We start from the raw sequence: 19,258 nt of genomic DNA on the forward strand, positions 1-19,258 counted from the left end.
AACCATTGCGCGGGGAAGGTCGGGATGTCCTGGCTGTACCTGTCAAATCCGTGTGCGTTTTCTTACTACCGTTGCACACGGTGCTGCGGGCGCAGCCGGCGCCCGGCCTTCTCCGCGCCCTCTACTCGAGAGAGCGCAACGAATTCGCAAGACCCGGGCGAAAAACACGCCGCGGGAATGCTAGCGTATGACTGGACCTGCGCCACCACATTTTGGCTCAGGCGTTGGCAAAATCGGCCAGGAGGAGACCTACACGCAACCCAAACGATGGCGACAACCACTTGACAACTGATAAGGCGATTCAACACGTTAGCTTGGGGAGTTCGTAGGAGCCGCCTCTTAAAAACCCCATTTTTCGGCGTGCATTAACGAATTTATCGCAAAAATGGAATATCGCCTTGCCACTTGTCTCGTCATTTAGCTACTATGGCGAGATGACCGCTGAGCGTGTCAAAAGCGACGTTCGCGACACCTATGAGCAGGGAACAGCACGCCTTAAGGCGCGGACACTTTCTCGGCTCAGGATACTGGCAGAACTGCCGCGGGCACGGTGGCACGAGGGCTATTTCAAGAAGCTCTCAGGCCCCTGTGACGGCCTTTGGGAAATCCGATTTGAGGCAGACAATGTCCAGCAAAGACCCTTAGGTTTTAATGTCACCGATAACGAGTTCATCATTCTGTTTTGGGCGCGTGAAAAAGGTGGCAAGTTCGTTCCCAAGAAATCATGTGAAATTGCGTTGGCACGCAAGGCTGAAGTCTTAAGCAATGGAAACCTCAAGCATGCCCTATGGCTCGCCCTGGAGTGAACAATTCGTACGGCAACTCTCGGACAAGGACGTTCGAAGCGAGTTCGTCGCCGACCAGGTTCGTGCTCGGCTCGCCCAGTTGATCCGCGCGCTACGAGAGCAGCCCGATCGAAACTGGACGCAGGCCGAACTTGGCGAACGAGCCGGGAAGCCTCAGAATGTCATCTCGCGCTTTGAAGATCCGAACTACGGAAAAATGTCGCTTCAATCGCTGCTGGATGTTGCGGCAGCATTCGATCTTCCGGTCTGGATCGACATGCCGGAATGGGAAGACTGGTTTGCGCTGATTGGAAGCGCTCCGGCGCCGACACATCGACGCTCAGGCTTTGACCTAGACGAGTTGGTTAAGCAGGCCAACATGCCAGCGTCCTTTGCGGCGACCGGCGGCGCTGCTTTAGCTGCCGCGCAGGCCATTATGAACATGGTGATCTCGCCTCAACGACCGCAGGCGCTCGGCGCAGTGGGCAACACAAACGCACTGACCAGATCGTCGAATGTAACGCCTGCCGAAAAAATTAGCACTGCGATGAGCACCGCAGTCGACGCAAAAAGCGTGGCCGCATGAAGATACAAACTACGGAAGCTCAAGTTTGGTGGATTGCCCTGCCCGACGAAATTCGGCCTGCTCGCGGCATCGACGGGCCAAGGCTCTTCGCGGGTATCCAGTCAACTTTCAATTTTGCGACGCCGCCTCAAATCAAAGAAGGAACCGCAGAGTTCCAAAACGGACGGCTAGCCAGTGACGGACAAGACATTCTGATAACAAGGCTCTCCGTCTTTAATGATGGTTTGAACATTCAGGTTCCAACCACCACTGATGATGCAGAGAAGATTCTCAGGGCGGCGCTTTCATTTTTTTTTGAAATGGGAGTTCGTCGCCCAACAACAGAGGTGCTAGAGTTTTTCCAAAGCCAGATCATTGCCGATTTTGAGTGCGCTCTCGAAAACATTCTCCCCAAATCGCTGCTTAAGAAGATATCCGCAGCGATGCCAATCGACGGCCAGTCTTGCTTGCTCAACATCGCGACAAATTTTGACGCAACGGTTATTGCCGACCCAAGATGGCGGGGGGTCAATCCCAGTATCTTTCGTATCGATCGGCGCGCATCGATGCCCTACGCACTCAATCGGTATTTTTGCCTAGCAAACATGACCTCATCCGAACACATCGATATCCTGAGCGAATTCGAGAGGTTCGCCTTGTCAGCTCGGCGATAGTTCTTTCTTATTCCGGCGGAAACTCCAATCTCGCCGGAGACCCGGCTCGAATGTACTGCCGAATTGTCTATGGCCGACCGAATTTCGTTTTGTGCTATGAACGCACACTCTCCCTTTGATCGCTGCTAAGCTCACATGGCCAAATCCTCCCTCTCCTTCGTCTGCCAGAACTGCGGCGCGGCGTATAACCGCTGGCAGGGCAAGTGCGAGGCGTGCGGCGAGTGGAACACGCTGTCCGAGGAGGAAGGCGCGACCGCCGTTCCGGTCTCGATCCGCTCGAAGCGCAAGGGCCGGCAGTTCGCGCTGGAGTCGCTGTCCGGCAAGAGCCAGGACGCGCCTCGCCTTTCATCCGGGATGGCCGAGCTCGACCGCGTCACCGGCGGCGGCTTCGTCCGCGGCTCGGTGCTGCTGGTCGGCGGCGATCCCGGCATCGGCAAGTCGACGCTGCTGACGCAGGCCACCGCCATGCTGGCGCGCACCGGCCACCGCGCGGTCTATATATCAGGCGAAGAAGCGATCGCGCAGGTGCGGCTGCGCGCCGAACGGCTGGGGCTGGCCGACGCGCCGGTGCAGCTCGCCGCGGAGACTTCGGTTGAAGACATCGTCTCAACCCTTTCGGAAGGCGCGGTCCCCCGCCTGATCGTGATCGATTCGATCCAGACCATGTGGACCGACACGGTGGAGTCCGCGCCCGGCACGGTCACCCAGGTCCGCGCCTCCGCGCAGGCCCTCATTCGCTTCGCCAAGAAGACGGGCGCCGCCATCATCCTGGTCGGCCATGTCACCAAGGACGGCCAGATCGCCGGCCCCCGCGTGGTCGAGCACATGGTCGACGCCGTGATGTCGTTCGAGGGTGAAGGCTCGCAGCAATTCCGCATCCTGCGCGCGGTGAAGAACCGCTTCGGCCCGACCGACGAGATCGGCGTGTTCGAGATGACGGGCCTCGGCCTGCGCGAAGTCACCAACCCTTCCGAGCTGTTCCTGTCCGAGCGCGACCTCGGCACGCCCGGCACCGCCGTCTTTGCCGGCATCGAAGGCACCCGCCCCGTGCTGGTCGAATTGCAGGCGCTGGTGGCTCCGACCTCGCTCGGCACGCCCCGCCGGGCCGTGGTCGGTTGGGACCCGAGCCGGCTATCCATGGTGCTGGCAGTGCTGGAGGCCCATTGCGGGGTCAAGCTCTCCGGCCACGACGTGTATCTGAACGTCGCCGGCGGCCTGCGCATCCAGGAGCCCGCCGCCGACCTTGCCGCCGCCGCCGCGCTGGTCTCCTCGCTGGTGAACGCGCAATTGCCGACGGATGCGGTCTATTTCGGCGAGATTTCGCTCTCCGGCGTGGTCCGTCCGGTGGCACAGACCGCCGCCCGGCTGAAGGAGGCCGCCAAGCTCGGCTTCGGCCGCGCCGTGCTGCCGGAATCGGCGCGCGGCGAGGTTTCCGGCGATGCCGGGCTCAGCCTCAATCCGGTCGGCGGGCTAACCACGCTGGTTGCGGAAATCGCGGCGCGCGGGGTGCCGCGCGGCGGCCGCGAGAGTTCCCGCGATGCGACACAGCTTGAGAAAAATGCCACACCGGCCCGATTCCGTAGGGAAAATGGCTAAAGCGGACGTGACGTTAGCTGCCCGCGCCGCTATACCACCCGCGCAAAAGGCGGGCGGGATGGAACGACATCCGGCCTTGCGGGTTGCGGCGGTTCACCGTCAGGTAAGACGGCACTGACGCTTCCGATTCGTCACAGCCATCGAATTAGAGCGGACCTGACCAGCCGATGCCGTTTCTTCCCGTCCTCGATCTCGTCCTGCTCGGCGTCATGCTGGTTTCCGGCCTTCTGGCCCTCGTGCGCGGCTTCATGCGCGAAATCCTGTCGATCGCGGCCTGGGGCGCGGCGGCACTGGTGACGCTGTACAGCTACGCAAAACTGCTGCCGACGGCCAAGGGCTACTTCGGCAACGATACCGTCGCACTCGCCGTCGTCGTGGTCGGCACCTTCCTCGCCACCCTGATCGTCGTCTCCGTCATCACGGTCCGGATCTCCGACATGATCCTGGATTCGCGGATCGGGGCGCTGGACCGCACCCTGGGCTTCCTGTTCGGCCTCGCCCGGGGCCTTCTGATCGTGGTCGTCGCCTACGAATTCTTCATCTGGCTGGTTCCGGAAAAGCAGCGGCCGGACTGGGTCCAGCATGCCAAGTCCCGCGCGGTGCTGGATGCCTCCGGCGAGTGGCTGATGAGCCTCTTGCCTGACGACCCCGAGAACACCATCTTAAAGAAATTCAAGAAGAATAAGCCCGAGGATGACCAGACTGACGCCGAGCCGGCTCAGCCGGGTACCGGCGACGGCTATAACAAGTCTTCCCGCGACGGCCTTAAAAAGCTGATCGAAAAACCCGCGGGCCGTTAACCTTTTTGAGGCCGACATAGAGAGGCGCGATGGACGAGATGCAAAACCCTTCCGATCCCGCCGACCGACCCGGGATGGGCATCGACCTGCAGGACGACCTCGAAGGCGACACGCTGCGTGAAGAATGCGGCGTGTTTGGCATTTATGGGCACCCCGAAGCTGCCGCCATCACCGCGCTCGGACTGCACGCCCTGCAGCATCGCGGCCAGGAGGCCGCCGGCATCGTCTCCTACGACGGCACGCGCTTCCACTCGGAACGCCGCCTCGGCCTCGTCGGCGACACCTTCTCCAGGCGCGAGGTGATCGAGCGGCTGCCCGGCAATGTCGCGGTCGGCCACGTCCGCTACTCCACGACCGGCGCCACCATCCTGCGCAACGTGCAGCCGCTGTTCGCCGAGCTCAACGCCGGCGGCTTCGCCGTCGGCCATAACGGCAACCTCACCAACGGCCTGTCGCTGCGGCGCGACCTCGTGCGCGACGGCGCCATGATGCAGTCGACCACCGACACCGAGGTGATCCTGCACCTAGTCGCCCGTTCCAAGCGCAACCATTTCATCGACCGTTTCATCGAGGCGCTACGCGCGCTCGAAGGCGCCTATTCGCTGACCGCACTCACCAACAAGAAGCTGATCGGCGCCCGCGATCCGCTCGGCATCCGCCCGCTGGTGCTGGGCGACCTCGACGGCAGCCCGATCCTCGCCTCGGAAACCTGCGCGCTCGACATGATCGGCGCCAAATACGTCCGCGACATCGAGCCCGGCGAGATCGTCGTGTTCGACGAGAGCGGCGCGCACAGCCACAAGCCGTTTCCGCCGAAGCCGCCGCGGCCCTGCATCTTCGAATACATCTACTTCTCCCGCCCCGACTCCATCGTCGGCGGCCGCTCGGTCTACGATGTGCGCAAGGCCTTCGGCGCGCAGCTCGCGCGCGAAAGCCATGTCGATATCGACGTCGTCGTGCCGGTGCCGGATTCCGGCGTGCCCGCCGCGCTCGGCTACAGCCAGCATTCCGGCGTGCCGTTCGAGCTCGGCATCATCCGCAACCACTATGTCGGCCGCACCTTCATCCAGCCGACCCAGAGCGGCCGCGAAATCGGCGTGCGCATGAAGCATGCCGCCAACCGCATCGCCATCGAGGGCAAGCGCATCCTTTTGATCGACGACTCGCTGGTGCGCGGCACGACCTCGAAGAAGATCGTGCGCATGATGCGCGATGCCGGCGCGAAGGAAGTGCATTTCCGCCTCGCCTCGCCCCCGATCCTCTATCCCGACTATTACGGCATCGACCTGCCCGACCGCGGCGGGCTGCTGGCGGCCACCCATTCGCTGGAGGAGATGCGCGAGATCATCGGCGCCGACTCGCTCGCCTTCCTGTCGATCGACGGCGTGTACCGCGCCATGGGCTATCCCGGCCGCGATCCGGCCAATCCAAAATTCTCCGATCACTGCTTCACCGGCACCTACCCGACCGGCCTCACCGACCAGAACCAGCCGGAGCCACAGCCGCGGCAGCTCTCGCTGCTGGCGGAAGCGAGCTGATATTGTCGTCCCTGCGAACGCAGGGACCCATAACCACCGGCCCTCGTTGTTGGAACAGGGCTGGACACTAGCACCATCTCCCATCATGACCTTCACGGAGTATGGGTCCCCGCGTTCGCGGGGACGACCCGTGGAGAGAGTTGCCTTCGATGACAAAGCCCCTCGCCAATCGTATCGCCCTCGTGACCGGCGCCTCGCGCGGCATCGGCTATGCCACTGCGATCGCACTCGCCAGGCGCGGCGCGCATGTCGTGGCGGTAGCGCGCACGCAAGGCGGGCTGGAAGAGCTCGACGACGAAATCCGTAAGGAGGGCGGCAGCGCCACGCTGGCGCCGCTCAGCCTCACCGACACCGACGGCATCGCGCGGCTCGGCGCGGCACTCCATGAGCGCCACGGCAAGCTCGACATCCTCGTCGGCAATGCCGGCGTGCCCGGCCCCTCCTCGCCGCTCGGCCATATCGAGCTGAAGCAGTGGAACGACGCGTTTGCGGTCAACGTCACCGCGAACTTCCAGCTCATCCGCTGCATGGAGCCGCTGCTGAAGCAATCCGATGCCGGCCGCGCGGTGTTCGTCACCTCCGGCGCCGCCAGCAAGGCCAATGCCTATCTCGGCCCCTACGCCGCCTCGAAAGCCGCGCTGGAGACCCTGGTGCGCGTCTGGGCCAACGAGACCGCCTCGCTGCCATTGCGTGTCAATCTCTTCAGCCCCGGCCCAATCCGCACCCGCATGCGTGCAACGGTCTTCCCGGGTGAGGACCCGATGACGCTGGAGACGCCCGAGCAAGCCGCCGAATTCATCGTGCCGCTGTGCTCGCCGGAATGGACCGAGACCGGCAGGCTTTACGACTACAGGACGCGGACGCTGATGACGTTCAGAGCACCGGCCTGACGCAGGAACGAAGTTGACGTTCGGCGGAAATCCTTGGTGCCGCGACCGCAACGAAAGGGCATCGCGACGCGCAAACCTGCTTTGACGTCAGGCGCATTGTCATTCCCGCTCGCGGCGGGCAATCAAGAAGAATGCCGGACCGGATCTCGAAACGGGATCCGCCCGGCATCAACCTTTGGAGGAAAAACAACATGAAAAACGGACTTGCGCGGAACTCCGCCGCGCTGATCGTGCTCGCCGGCTTCTCGCTCGCGAGCCCCGCCTTCGCCCAGGACAAGAACATCAAGATCGGCGTGCTCAACGACATGTCGAGCCTCTACGCGGATATCGGCGGGCCGAACTCGCTCGCCGCGGTCAAGATGGCGGTCGAGGATTCCGGTCTCAAGGCCAGGGGCTGGAACATCGAGGTGCTGAGCGGCGACCACCAGAACAAGCCCGACATCGGCGTCAACATCGCGCGGCAGTGGATCGATGCCGACAAGGTCGATGCCATCGCCGACACGCCGAACTCCGGCGTGGCGCTCGCGGTAAGCAATCTCGTGAAGGACAAAAACTCGGTGCTGCTCAATTCGGGCGCCGCCACCGCCGACCTCACCGGCAAGGCGTGCAATCCCAACACCATCTCCTTCACCTACGACACCTACATGCTCGCCAACGGCACCGGCAAGGCGCTGACCAAGGCCGGCGGCGATACCTGGTTCTTCCTCACTGCCGACTACGCCTTCGGCCATGCGCTGGAGCGCGACACCGGCAACGTCGTCACCAAGACCGGCGGCAAGGTGGTGGGCGCGGTCAGGCATCCGCTCAACACGTCGGACTTCTCGTCCTTCCTGCTGCAGGCGCAATCGTCGAAGGCCAAGGTCATCGGGCTTGCCAATGCCGGTGGCGACACCACCAACTCGATCAAGCAGGCGGCCGAATTCGGCATTGTCCAGGGCGGCCAGAAGCTCGCCGCGTTGCTGCTCTTCATCAACGACGTGCACGCGCTTGGTCTAAGAACGGCGCAGGGCCTGACCTTCACCGAATCCTTCTATTGGGATCTCAACGACAAGACCCGCGAATGGTCGAAGCGTTTCCAGAAGGTCTCGCCGAAGGGCGCGATGCCCTCGATGACGGTCGCGGGGCTCTATGCGGAGATACTCCATTACCTGAAGGCGATGGAAGCGCTCGGCAGCAATCCGCGTGACGGCGCCAAGGTCGTCGCCAAGATGAAGGAGCTGCCGACCGACGATCCCCTGTTCGGCAAGGGCCCGCTGCGCGCCGACGGCCGCCGCCTGATCCCGGCCTATCTGTTCGAGGTGAAGAAGCCCGAGGAATCCAAGGGACCGTGGGACTACTACAAGCTGGTCGCCACCATCGCGCCGGAAGACGCCGCTAAGCCGCTGGAAGCCAGCGACTGCCCGATGGTGAAGAAGTGACGGCGTAGCCGTCATTTCCCGGATGCGCTCAATGCGCATCCGGGCTTTCAGCTCAACGCCGCCAGCGCATTCTTTTCGAACGGCATCAATTCATCCAGCCGGCCGTCACGAACCTTGACCAGCCATTGCGGATCTTGAAGCAGCGCCCGGCCAACGGCAACGAGATCGAACTCATCACGCTCCAGGCGCCGGATCAGTTCGTCGAGAGAAGCCGGCTGTGAACTCTCGCCACCAAAGGCGGCAACGAATTCGCCGGTCAAGCCGACCGAGCCGACCGTGATCGTCGGCACGCCCGTCAGCTTCTTGGCCCATCCGGCAAAGTTGAGGTCGGAGGCTTCGAACTCCGGCTCCCAGAAGCGGCGCTGCGAGCAATGCAGCACGTCGACGCCGGCATCGACCAGCGGCTTGAGCCAGGCTTCCAATGCACGCGGCGTCTCCGCCAGCTTCACCGCAAAGTCCTGCTGCTTCCACTGGCTGACGCGGAGCATGATCGGAAACTCCTCACCCACCGCCCTGCGCACGGCATGGACGATCTCGGCGGCAAAGCGCGCTCTGCCCGGCAGGTCCTTGCCGCCATAGGCGTCCTCGCGCCGGTTGGTGCCGTCCCAGAAGAATTGGTCGATGAGATAACCATGGGCGCCATGCAGTTCGACGGCATCGAAGCCCAGGCGCTTGGCCGCCAGCGCGGCATCGGCGAAGGCACGAACGGCGTCCGCGATGTCCTCCTCGCTCATCGGCTCGCCGAACCTCTTGCCCGGCCGCGACAGGCCGGACGGACTGTCATAGGCGCCGGGCGGCGACCAGTCCTTAGCGCTGGTGCGGACGCACCCGACATGCCACAGCTGCGGCGCCATCAGGCCGCCGGCGGCATGCACCTCGTCGACGACGCGACGCCACGCCGCGAGCTCCTTCTCACCATGAAAGCGGGGAACATTCGGATCGTTCAGCGATGCCGGACGGTCCACGCCCGTCCCCTCCGAGATAATCAGGCTGACCCTGCCTTCCGCGCGGCGACGGTAGTACTGCGCGACCGCTTCGGTGGCGATGCCGCCCGGCGAGAACGACCGCGTCATCGGCGCCATGACGACGCGGTTCGGCAGGGTCAGCCCCTTGAGCTTGAAGGGCCGGAAAAGCACGTCAATCGACATTCGCACTCCGTCGTTTGCCGGCAGGTCCGGAGCGCACACGCGGTCCGGTCCGCCAGCGACTGTCATTTTTGCCCGGCGCCGAGCACTTCGCCGAACTGCTCCCACGAGCTACCGGTCCAGCGCTGCAACTGGAGCTGCGTATAGGCCATGCTGTTGTCAGAACCGGTATTGACCATGATCCCCGGTATCAGCGTCGGCAGCGACAGCCCGCGTATGCTCCGCGCCTGCTTGACGATGCTCTCGCGCGACAGGTCGTTGCCGCATTGCTTGAGCACCTGCTCGAGGATCTGGCCCTGCTGGGTGCCGTACAGGTAGTTGGCGTCGCCGATATCGGCGCCCGGCAGGTATTTTGCGAAATGCGCGCGGTACCATTTCATGCCGGGATCGTCGGCCCATTTCTTGTCGCCGGGATCCTTGAGGAACGTCGCGGCGACGATGCCCACTGCCTTCTCGGGGCCCGCGGGCACGATGGTGGAGGCGACCGAAGTCGACACCACATTGATGAGAAACAGCGGCTTCCAACCGATCTCGTCAGCCTTCTTGATGGCCTGGGCCGCGAACTTCGGCGTGCCCGCGAACAGAAGGGCCTCCGCGCCCGACGACTTCAGCGAGACCACATGGGAATCGATGGTCGGCTCGCTGACTTCATAGGAGGAAGCGACGACCTTCTTGTCGAAATCGTCCTTCAGGTACGACTTGAAAGCGCTGACGAAGTCCCTGCCGAGATCGTCGTTCTGATATAGGATCGCAATCTTCGCATTGGGCCGGGCCTTGGCAATATACTTCGCATAGATCAGGCCCTCGGTGGTGTAGCTCGGCAGGCCCGTCGTGGTCATCGGGAATTCGCTGAAGTTGGCGAACTTCGTCGCCCCGCTCACCGCGAACAGATGCGGCACCTTCCTGGCATTCACGTATTTGATAGTGGCGCCGATGCCCGGCGTGCCCAGCGGGCTGAACAGGAACGCCACCTCGTCGCTCTCGATCAGCTTTCGGGTCTGCTCGACCGTCTTCGGCGGGCTGTAGGCGTCGTCGTAAGTGATGAGGTTGATCTTCCGCCCGTTGATGCCGCCGCGGTCGTTGATCGAATTGACGTAGGCGATGAGCCCCTTGCCGACATTGCTCAGTGACGACGCCGGTCCGCTGAACGGGAACGTCGCGCCGATCTTGATCTCCTGCTCGGTGACGCCAGGCGTTTCGGCATGCGCGGCAGCAACCGCGAATACCGTGATGGCCGCGACTGCGGCAACTATCTTCCTCAACATCGTCTTCTCCCTCCCTGTTGGCCGCGATGCCCGTTTGGCGTGTTCACCACTTTTCCTTGAACGGGCGGATTTCCAGTTCGAACGTCCAGGCGCTGCGCGGCTGCTGGTAGAGCTGCCAGTAGGCCTCCGCCACCGAGGTCGGCGGCATCAGCGCGTCCGGATCGTTCAGCGCGTCAGGCCCGAGCGCCTCGAGGCGGCGCTGGCGCACCCACTCGGTATTGACGCCGGAATCGATGATGAGATGGGCGACATGGATGTTCTGCGGCCCGAGTTCGCGCGCCATCGCCTGCACTACCGCGCGAAGGCCGAACTTGGCGCTGGCAAAGGCCGCATAGCCCGAGCCGCCGCGCAAGGACGCGGTGGCGCCGGTGAAGAAGATGTTGCCCTGCCCGCGCGGCAGCATCAGGCGGGCCGCCTCGCGGCCTGCGAGGAATCCGGAATAGCAGGCCATCTCCCAAACCTTGCGGAACACGCGCTCGGTCGTGTCGAGGATCGGGAAGTTGACGTTGGCGCCGATGTTGAAGATGCACGCTTCCAGCGGTGCCTGCCGATCGGCATCGTTGAGGAAGGAGACGATCTCCTCCTCCTTGCGCGCATCCAGCGAGCGCGCGGCAATCGTGCCGCCGGCAGCCTCGATGTCCTTCACCAGCGGTGCGAGCTTCTCGCCATTGCGGCGGCCGGCGAAGATCGAAAACCCCTCGCCTGCGAACTTCTTGGCGATTTCGGCGCCGATATAGTCGCCTGCACCAATGATCGCGGCGGTGGCGTTTCGCTTGGTCATCTTGTTTTCCTCGACGGCATCGGAACCGGCAGCCGCCAAAATCCGGTCAGCCTGCGGCTGCTTTGCGTGCGGTTGCGGAAACACCGCGCGCGATGGCGGCTTCCTTCAGCTTGTTCTTGAGGATCTTGCCGGTGGATGCCGCGGGCAGCGCCTCGAGGATCACGATCTCGCTCGGCCGCTTGTAGGAGGTCAGTTGCACGGCGGCGTAGGCCTGCAGGTCCGCGGCCGTCAGCTTGGCGCCCGGCAAGAGCTGCACGAAGGCGACGACCTCCTCATTGCCTTCGACGGCGCGGCCGACCACGGCCGATTGCACCACCAGGCCGTGGGAATTGAGCACCGCCTCGACCTCGGCCGGGTAGACGTTGAAGCCCGAGCGGATGATCAGTTCCTTGGTGCGGCCGGCGATGTAGAGCTCGCCCTCCGCGTTTACCCGGGCGAGATCGCCGGTGTTGAACCAGCCCTCCTTGTCGATTGCGGCGGCCGTGAGCTCAGGTGCCCGGTAGTAACCGAGCATGACATTGAGCCCGCGGACATGCAGCTCGCCGACCTCGCCCGAACGAACCTCGCTGCTCTGATTGTTGACGACGCGATGCTCGATGCCGGGAAGGAAGCGTCCGACCGTATCGTCATCAGCGAGTTCATCCTCGCGCACGCCCGATAGACCCGGAGAGCACTCGGTGATGCCGTAGTTGTTGAGCAAGGGGATGCCGAACTCGGCTTCGATGCGGCCCTTCAGCACCAGGTCGAGCGGCGCGCCGGCGACGCACATCATGCGCAGATTGCCACGCGCGAGCCTCGAGAGGCCTTGCACCGCCTTGTATTCGAGCAGTCGCTGATAGGTGGCGGGAACGCCGAACAGTGTCGTGATGCCCTCCTGCGCAATCGCCCGCGCCAGCGCCGCCGGGTCCGCCTTCGGCACAACGTGGAGCGTCGCGCCGTGCATGAGCGTCGCAATCAGAAGCACCGCATAGCCGACGATGTGCGACATCGGCAGCACGCCATAGATGCGGTCCACAGGGACGGTTTTCCGCAGCAGGCCCGACGTCCTCGCCGCGACGAGCAGGTTCTGGTGCGTCAGCATCACGCCTTTCGGCGTGCCCGTCGTGCCGGAGGTGTACATCAGGCCCGCCACCTGTTTGGCGCGGTCCGGCATTACAGGCTCCGGCTGCGCCGTTTCGTTCAGCGGACCGATCCCGACCGTGAACGGACCGATCGAGCCCATTCGTGCGCCGAGGCGATCCGCATGGGCGGCGGCTTCCTGCGACAGGCCGGAATTCAGCAGGACCCGGCGCGCCCCGCTGTGTTCGGCGATCTGGTCCAGCTCGCGCGCCGACAGCCGCGGGTTCACGGCAATCCCCCATGCATCGAGCTTGCTTGCGGCAAACAGCAAAGCGCCGAGCGCGACGCTGTTCTCGCTCGCCACCATCAGCCGATCGCCTGGCCGGATACCGAGACGCGACAGATCGGCAGCGGCGGCATCCACAGCCTCGGAGAACGCGCGATAGCTCCAGACCCGATCGCCTTCGACGAAGGCGGGATGATCCGGCATCTCCTTCACGAAGCGGGCATAGACCTCGTGAATCCGCGACGGCAGGTCGCGCAACAACTCTTCTCTGCCGAATGTGTCGATCCTCGCCTTCATCGCTTCCTCCCTCGCAAGCGGGCCGTTCGCCCTTGTTCTGCTGCCTTCCGCCCGTCAGGACGCGGCGCCAGCTCGCATCGGCTCGCGCCCGCGGGCCAGTTGCGCCTGAATTTCCTCCTCGACGTCGCGCAGCTGGTCCTTGCCGAAGAACATCTCGTCGCCAACGAAGAATGTCGGTGAGCCGAATGCGCCGCGCGAGACCGCGTCCTCGGTGAGCTGCACCAGCCGGCTCTTGACCGCCGGCGCCTGCGATTTCGCGACAATGCGACCGACGTCGATACCCGACGACGCAAGCGCCGCCTGCATCACCTCGGGATCGTCCATCTTCTTCGGCTCTTCCCACATGTGATGGTAGACGGCGTGGAAATACGGCCGGAACATTCCTTCGGCCTGCGCCGCGACCGCGCCGCGCATCAGCTGCAGGGTGTTGACGGGAAAGAACGGGTTCTTGCGGAAACTCGCGATGTCGTAGCGGCGGATGAACCGCTCGGTCTCCACTTCCATGTATTCGCGCTTGTTGCGGATGCCCCTGAGATAGTCGGCGGGGGAAGAGTTGCCCGTCAGCTTGTAGATGCCGCCAAGTAACACCGGCACGTAGTCGAAGCTGACGCCGGTCCGCTTCTCCACCTCTGGAATGAACTTGGCCGCCAGATAGGCGTTCGGGCTGCCGAAATCGAACATGAATTGAACCTTGAGCAACGCACGATCGGCCATCTGCATCCCCGTCTGGCCGGTCGCAGCGCCGGCTCAATAGGCTCAGACATACCGTTCTAAAACAGAACTGTAAAATGGTAACGCTTCGCGCAGCTGAATCGAAATTGTAGTTTGTTAATTCCTATTTGGAATGCAATATGTTATGTCGTATTGATCAACGTCGGATGACGGCGCGCGGAGAGTCGCGATGAGATGGGACAGCCTCGAGGAAGAGCAGTGTTCGCTGGCGCGGACCGTTGCGGTCATTGGCGACCGCTGGAGCCTGCTGGTGCTGCGCGAGTGCTTCCTTCGCGTCCGCCGCTTCGAGGAGTTCCAGTCGCGCCTCGCCATCACCCGGCATCTGCTCGCGGACCGGCTGAAGAAGTTCGTGAAGTTCGGCGTGCTCCGGCGGGTAAAATACCAGGAGCGTCCCGCGCGCTACGAATACATCCTGACGCAGCGCGGGCTCGACCTATATCCGATCGTGATGGCGATCGTGCATTGGGGCGACACGCACATGGTCGACGAGCGCGGCAGGCCCCTGCTCCATCAGCACAAGAATTGCGGCAAGGTCTTCGATCCCGTGATGATCTGCTCGGAATGCGGCGAGCCGCTCAAGGCCAGGGAAGTCCACACCCATCCCGGTCCGGGCGCGCCCGAGCCCGCCGCGGCCGGCTGAAGCGCCCTCAGGGCCCGCGCGCGATGTCCTCGCCGGCCGACTTCCTGCCCGCCAGCGTCCGCATCGCAATCGCCAGCGCCAGCAGAACCAGCGCGGCAGCCAGCAGGAACGGTGCGCCCGGCAGCTGGAACGCGGTCTGCGGGCCGATGAAATTGGCAAAGGTCAGCGTGAACAGGAACGGCCCGATCAGCTGCGAAATGCTCTGCACGCTGGTGGTTGCCCCCTGCAACTGCCCCTGTTGCTCCGGCGAAACCAGCCGCGTCATCAGCGCCTGCGTCGCGGCGCCCGAAACGCCCCACAGCGCCATCACGGGGATGCCCGTCAGGAACCAGGTCCCGGTCGGCGCCGTGCCGCAGATCAGGAAGCCGACCGTGCCGCAGGCCAGCCCGAAGAACAACGCTTTCCGCTCGCCGAAACGCTTCACGATCGGTCCGATCGCCGCGCCCTGCACCACCATCTGGCAGATGCCGACCAGCGCCAGGGTCAGCCCGACGGTCTTGGCGTCCCAGCCATAGCGATAGCCCGCATACAGCACGAAGACGGAAGGCAGCACGACATGGGCGAGCTGCGCGAAGAAATTCGCCAGCGATAATCCCGCCAACTCGCGGTCGGACTTCAGGAGACGCAACGCGCCCACCGGGCTTGCGCTCTTCCAGCGCCATGGCGAGCGTCGTTCCCTCGGCAGCGACTCCGGCAGGATCAAGAGGCCATACAGCGTGTTGGCGAAGCTGAGGCCCGCCGCCGCCCAGAACGGCAGCCGCGGATCGATGTCGCCGAGCAGCCCGCCGAGCGCGGGGCCGAGAATGAATCCCGCACCGAAGGCGACGCCGATCTTGCCGAACACCGCGGCGCGACGCTCCGGCGCGGTGATGTCGGCGATATAGGCAAACGCGGTCGAGATGCTCGCCGAGGTGATGCCGGAGATCAGCCGCCCCACGAACAGCCAGGCCAGCGACGGCGCCAGCGCCATCAGCACATAATCGAGCGCGAGCCCGAAATTCGACAGCAGAATCACCGGACGGCGTCCGAAGCGATCGGACAGCGCGCCCAGCACCGGCGAGAAGAAGAACTGCATCACCGCCCAAGCCGTGCCGAACAGGCCGTAGATGCGCGCGGCGTTGGCGGTATCGTTGTCGACGAAGCTCTCGATCAGCTTGGGCAGGATCGGAATGATCACGCCGAGCGCCAGCATGTCGAGCAGGATGGTGACGAAGATGAACGCGACCGCCGCACCGCGCGGCGTTGCTGCCGCTCGATTTGCCGGCGCCTCGCCGCTCATGACGGCCGCTTCCGCTTGTGCGCGAAGGGGTTGGCCTTCTCGCGCAGCGTGATGCGGATCGGCGTGCCCGGCAGCTCGAATGCCTCGCGCAGCGAATTGACGAGATAGCGCAGGTAGGATTGCGGCACGGCATCGGCGCGCGAGCAGAACAGCACGAAGCTCGGCGGCCGGGCCTTGGTCTGGGTGATGTAGTTCAGCTTCAGCCGGCGGCCCGACACCGCCGGCGGCGGATTGGCCGAGACCGCCTGCTCGAACCAGCGATTGAGCGCCGCGGTCGGAACGCGCCGGTTCCACACCGAATAGGCCTGTTGAATGGCCGTCATCAGGCGATCGATGCCCTCGCCCGTCATTCCCGACACGGCCACCAGCGGCGCGCCCTTGACCTGCGGCAGCCAGTGATCGGCATCGGTGCGCAGTGCGGAGATCAAGTTCGGCTTGCGCTCGACCAGGTCCCATTTGTTGACCGCGAGCACGATGGCGCGGCCCTCGCGCTCGATCAGATCGGCGATGCGCAGGTCCTGTTCCTCGAACTTGTTCTGAGCATCCATCATGAGCACGACGACTTCGGCAAAGCGCACCGCGCGCAGCGCATCGGCCACCGAAAGCTTCTCCAGCTTCTCCTCGATCCGCGAGCGGCGGCGCAGGCCCGCAGTATCGAACACGCGAAACTTGCGGCTCTGCCATTCGATCTCGACCGCGATGGAATCGCGGGTAGTGCCGGCTTCGGGACTGGTCAGCAGCCGCTCCTCGCCGAGCAGTTGGTTGATCAGCGTCGACTTGCCGGCATTGGGCCGGCCGACGATGGCGACGCGAATGGGGCGTGTCGCGGCTTCTTCTTCCGAGATGTCCTCATCCTCGGCCTCCGCTTCATCCTCGACGGGCTCCGGCATCAGCGCGCGCAACGCGTCGTAGAGGTCGCCCATGCCCTCGCCGTGCTCGGCGGAGATCTGCACGGGATCGCCGAGCCCGAGCGCGTAGGATTCCATCGCGCCCACTTCACCATGCTTGCCCTCGGCCTTGTTGGCGACCAGCACCACCGGCTTGTTGGCGCGGCGGGCGAAATCGGCAAAGGCGCGGTCCGTGGGCGTCAGGCCCATGCGGGCGTCGATCACGAACATCAGCGCGTCGGCCTGCGCGATCGCGGTCTCCGTCTGCTCCTGCATCCGCGCGGTCAGCGAGCCCCTGGCGCCTTCATCGAGGCCGGCGGTGTCGATGATGGTGAAGGCGAGATCGTAGAGCTTCGCCTCGCCCTCGCGGCGGTCCCGGGTGACGCCCGGCAGGTCGTCGACCAGCGCAAGCTTCTGTCCGACCAGCCGGTTGAACAGCGTCGACTTGCCGACATTGGGCCGGCCGATAATGGCGATCGTGAAAGACATGAGACGTTTTCAAGCGCCGGTTTTGCCGTGCCTGTCAATGCGAGGGGTATGAATTAACGCGAGAAACTGCCGCTCGGCAGCGGCGCCGGGAAGGCGGATTGTTGTTGCTGCGGCGGCTGGGCCTGCTGCGGCGCCGGATCCGGCGGCGGCGCGGTGGTGCGGCGGCGCACGATCTTGGCCGGCTTCGGCGGCGGCGGCGCGGCGGCGACGCTGTTTTCATCGTCGGCGGCGGCAGCGTCGGGATCGGGTGCCGCGGCGGGGGCTGTGGCCTGCTTCGACTTGCTCTTGGATTTCGCAGCGTGCGAGCCGGGCGGCGGCTCCAGCAGCGTCGGAGGCGCGGCGGCCGCGGCCGCCGCGTTCTGCTGGTCGATCTGTTCCTGGCGCGCGCCCTTGTAGAGGTCCTTCGGCACGCCCTGCTCGAGCCCCGGCACGCCGTCGGGGAATACCGGCTTGCGCTCGCCCGGCAGCTTCTTCTTGGTGTCCATCCAGTCGAGCAGGTCGGCCGGATCGAAATTGGCCAGGCCGCCGCTGCAGCCGCCCAGCACGCCCGAAAGGGCGATCAGGACGGACAGGGCGATCAGGCGTTGCGATCCGCGCATGGTCCTTAAGATCCCGTCAGCTCTTGGCGACCGGCGGCAGCAGCGCCTGCAGCGCTTCGGCGCGCGAGCGCAGGCCCGGCGGCGTATCGCCGTCGTTCGCGATCATATCCAGCCACTGCCGCGTCGCGGTCGTGTCGTTGGCGCGCCAGGCCGACAGCGCCAGCAGCTCGCGCGCGCTGTGGCGGAAGGCGCCGTCCTTGCCCGCGGCCGGCTCCAGCCGCTGCAGCATGTTGGGATAGGTCGTGGTTTCCAGCAGCAATTGCGCGGCGCGGACACGGGCCAGATCGCGCTCCGGCGCGGCAACGGAATTGTCGGCGGCGATGTCGTCGAACATCTTGGCTGCGGCCGGCTTGTCGCGCGCGGCGACTTCCGCGGCGGTGCGCAGCCGCGCCAGGATGCGGTAGCCGGTCGGCGCCTTCGCGGCGAGATCGGCAAAGGCAGCCTCGGCCTCGGCATGCTTGTTCTGATCGGCGAGCTCCGCTGCACGGTCGAACGCCGCACCGGCCTCGGCGGCCTTCTTGGCTTCCAGATACTGGTAGCCGCGCCAGCCGCCCACGCCCGCGACGATCACGATCGCCAAGGCAATAATGTAGATCGAGTACTTGTCCCACAGCTGCTTGAACTGCTCCCGACGTACTTCCTCGTCTACTTCATCAAATAATTCAGACACTTAAGGCTATCCCACCGCCGATGAGCCGCTGGCTGAAGGGAGCGGCGCCATGCGCCCGGTCCCCACCTTGGCGCGGCGTTACCCTAACGATATGGCCGTGGCAAGGCAAAGCGAGGCAGGTCAAAGCGTTAACGGGGGAGATTGGCACCGGAATTGAGGGATTTGCCCCCGACCAACGGTCGACCAACATTGACATCGCGGTTCAGGAATTGGCGTAGTCAGGCGCATCGAATTTTTGGTTGCAGGTGATTCATGCCGTTGCGCGCCCCGCTCGTCCTGTTGGCCCTGGCGGCGATCCTGCCTGGGGTGTCCCTCGCCACCGAGATCAAGCCGAAAACGCCGGACAGCGCTTTCGCCGGCAAGCTCCGCCCGGACATCCTCGGCATCTCGGCGGATGCGACGGCCGACACGGCGCGTAGCGTGTTCGAAGCCACCTTCAAGGGGCGGACCGACAGCACGAGCGAAATCGGGCGAGCCAGGTTCGGCACTTCGTCCGTCAGCTACACCGCGACGCTTAATTACAGCGTGCCCCTCAACGCCAGGCAAAGCGGCGAGGCGCTGGTCGCGGGCTTCTCCTCTCCGGCCAGCGAGAACCGCGTCTTCTTCGTTTCGCGCACGCTGAACTTCGCCGAGGGCGAGCAGCCGGCCAGGGCCGACATGATCAGGCAGGTGATGGACAAATACGGCACGCCGACGATCGTCGGCGACCAGCACCTCTACTACGTCTATCGCGGCAACTCGATCGTGTCGGTCGGCGGCAAGTTCAGCAAGCCGGCGCTCGCGCTCGAGGCGATCGACAAGCCGCTCGATCCGAAGATGGCGCTGAAGCTCAATACCGACAAGGGCCGGGGCCGCGGCAGCTG

19 protein-coding genes are annotated in these 19,258 nt (G+C 64.4%); 10 read left to right on the forward strand and 9 right to left on the reverse strand.

The window, feature by feature from the left end; translation table 11 throughout:
• The first annotated feature begins 398 nt into the window (after nucleotides 1-398).
• The 8 genes from ACT4OC_RS32285 to ACT4OC_RS32320 all read left to right on the forward strand — a co-directional run bounded on the left by ACT4OC_RS32285 (nucleotide 399) and on the right by ACT4OC_RS32320 (nucleotide 8,266).
• Nucleotides 399-806: a hypothetical protein gene (locus ACT4OC_RS32285; RefSeq protein WP_444843122.1), complete on the forward strand. Its 408-nt coding sequence runs from the start codon at nucleotides 399-401 to the stop codon at nucleotides 804-806.
• Nucleotides 781-1,371, forward strand: a complete 591-nt coding sequence (locus tag ACT4OC_RS32290) for a helix-turn-helix domain-containing protein (protein ID WP_444843123.1) — start codon at nucleotides 781-783, stop codon at nucleotides 1,369-1,371. The genes ACT4OC_RS32285 and ACT4OC_RS32290 overlap by 26 nt, the downstream gene beginning before the upstream one ends.
• Nucleotides 1,368-2,024 carry a hypothetical protein gene (locus ACT4OC_RS32295; protein WP_444843124.1) on the forward strand — a complete coding sequence of 219 codons (657 nt, stop codon included), beginning with the start codon at nucleotides 1,368-1,370 and terminating at the stop codon, nucleotides 2,022-2,024. The genes ACT4OC_RS32290 and ACT4OC_RS32295 overlap by 4 nt, the downstream gene beginning before the upstream one ends.
• A gap of 135 nt (nucleotides 2,025-2,159) precedes the next feature.
• Complete coding sequence (gene radA, locus ACT4OC_RS32300; protein WP_444843125.1) at nucleotides 2,160-3,620, forward strand: DNA repair protein RadA; 1,461 nt, start codon at nucleotides 2,160-2,162, stop codon at nucleotides 3,618-3,620.
• 167 nt (nucleotides 3,621-3,787) lie between these two features.
• Nucleotides 3,788-4,420: a CvpA family protein gene (locus ACT4OC_RS32305; protein ID WP_444843126.1), complete on the forward strand. Its 633-nt coding sequence runs from the start codon at nucleotides 3,788-3,790 to the stop codon at nucleotides 4,418-4,420.
• Nucleotides 4,421-4,449: 29 nt separating this feature from the next.
• Nucleotides 4,450-5,958: an amidophosphoribosyltransferase gene (purF, locus tag ACT4OC_RS32310; protein ID WP_444843127.1), complete on the forward strand. Its 1,509-nt coding sequence runs from the start codon at nucleotides 4,450-4,452 to the stop codon at nucleotides 5,956-5,958.
• A gap of 149 nt (nucleotides 5,959-6,107) precedes the next feature.
• Entirely contained in the window at nucleotides 6,108-6,848 is a 741-nt protein-coding gene (locus ACT4OC_RS32315) for an SDR family NAD(P)-dependent oxidoreductase (RefSeq protein ID WP_444843128.1), read from the forward strand.
• Between the two features lie 191 nt (nucleotides 6,849-7,039).
• A complete protein-coding gene (locus tag ACT4OC_RS32320; RefSeq protein ID WP_444843129.1) occupies nucleotides 7,040-8,266 on the forward strand; it encodes an ABC transporter substrate-binding protein in 1,227 nt (408 codons plus the stop codon).
• Between the two features lie 47 nt (nucleotides 8,267-8,313).
• Here the strand turns inward: ACT4OC_RS32320 and ACT4OC_RS32325 are convergent, their stop codons facing one another.
• The 5 genes from ACT4OC_RS32325 to ACT4OC_RS32345 form a co-directional block, all read right to left on the reverse strand.
• On the reverse strand, nucleotides 8,314-9,414 hold the full coding sequence (locus ACT4OC_RS32325) for an NADH:flavin oxidoreductase (protein WP_444843130.1): 1,101 nt from the start codon (nucleotides 9,412-9,414) through the stop codon (nucleotides 8,314-8,316).
• A gap of 62 nt (nucleotides 9,415-9,476) precedes the next feature.
• A complete protein-coding gene (locus ACT4OC_RS32330) occupies nucleotides 9,477-10,676 on the reverse strand; it encodes an ABC transporter substrate-binding protein (protein WP_444843131.1) in 1,200 nt (399 codons plus the stop codon).
• 43 nt (nucleotides 10,677-10,719) lie between these two features.
• Nucleotides 10,720-11,457, reverse strand: coding sequence for an SDR family oxidoreductase (locus ACT4OC_RS32335; RefSeq protein ID WP_444843132.1), 738 nt, complete (start codon nucleotides 11,455-11,457; stop codon nucleotides 10,720-10,722).
• A gap of 46 nt (nucleotides 11,458-11,503) precedes the next feature.
• On the reverse strand, nucleotides 11,504-13,099 hold the full coding sequence (locus tag ACT4OC_RS32340; RefSeq protein ID WP_444843133.1) for a class I adenylate-forming enzyme family protein: 1,596 nt from the start codon (nucleotides 13,097-13,099) through the stop codon (nucleotides 11,504-11,506).
• A gap of 54 nt (nucleotides 13,100-13,153) precedes the next feature.
• Nucleotides 13,154-13,813: a 2-hydroxychromene-2-carboxylate isomerase gene (locus ACT4OC_RS32345; RefSeq protein ID WP_444843134.1), complete on the reverse strand. Its 660-nt coding sequence runs from the start codon at nucleotides 13,811-13,813 to the stop codon at nucleotides 13,154-13,156.
• Nucleotides 13,814-14,000: 187 nt separating this feature from the next.
• Between ACT4OC_RS32345 and ACT4OC_RS32350 the strand changes: the two genes are divergently transcribed.
• Nucleotides 14,001-14,471: a winged helix-turn-helix transcriptional regulator gene (locus ACT4OC_RS32350; protein ID WP_444843135.1), complete on the forward strand. Its 471-nt coding sequence runs from the start codon at nucleotides 14,001-14,003 to the stop codon at nucleotides 14,469-14,471.
• A gap of 7 nt (nucleotides 14,472-14,478) precedes the next feature.
• Here ACT4OC_RS32350 and ACT4OC_RS32355 read toward each other — a convergent pair whose 3' ends face one another.
• The 4 genes from ACT4OC_RS32355 to ACT4OC_RS32370 are packed head-to-tail and all read right to left on the reverse strand — an operon-like array spanning nucleotide 14,479 to nucleotide 18,395.
• Nucleotides 14,479-15,750, reverse strand: a complete 1,272-nt coding sequence (locus tag ACT4OC_RS32355; RefSeq protein WP_444843136.1) for a TCR/Tet family MFS transporter — start codon at nucleotides 15,748-15,750, stop codon at nucleotides 14,479-14,481.
• Nucleotides 15,747-17,126 (reverse strand): ribosome biogenesis GTPase Der, encoded by a 1,380-nt coding sequence (der, locus tag ACT4OC_RS32360; RefSeq protein ID WP_444843137.1) that lies wholly within the window; start codon nucleotides 17,124-17,126, stop codon nucleotides 15,747-15,749. The genes ACT4OC_RS32355 and der overlap by 4 nt, the downstream gene beginning before the upstream one ends.
• Nucleotides 17,127-17,179: 53 nt before the next feature.
• A complete protein-coding gene (locus ACT4OC_RS32365) occupies nucleotides 17,180-17,725 on the reverse strand; it encodes a hypothetical protein (protein ID WP_444843138.1) in 546 nt (181 codons plus the stop codon).
• 16 nt (nucleotides 17,726-17,741) lie between these two features.
• On the reverse strand, nucleotides 17,742-18,395 hold the full coding sequence (locus ACT4OC_RS32370) for a tetratricopeptide repeat protein (protein ID WP_444843139.1): 654 nt from the start codon (nucleotides 18,393-18,395) through the stop codon (nucleotides 17,742-17,744).
• 252 nt (nucleotides 18,396-18,647) lie between these two features.
• On the opposite strand from ACT4OC_RS32370, the gene ACT4OC_RS32375 reads away from it, so the two are divergent.
• A partial coding sequence (locus tag ACT4OC_RS32375) for a hypothetical protein (protein ID WP_444843140.1) occupies nucleotides 18,648-19,258 on the forward strand: 611 nt, incomplete at its 3' end.

The sequence above is a fragment of the Bradyrhizobium sp. genome (assembly GCF_052389815.1).
Classification (GTDB): Bacteria; Pseudomonadota; Alphaproteobacteria; order Rhizobiales; family Xanthobacteraceae; genus Bradyrhizobium.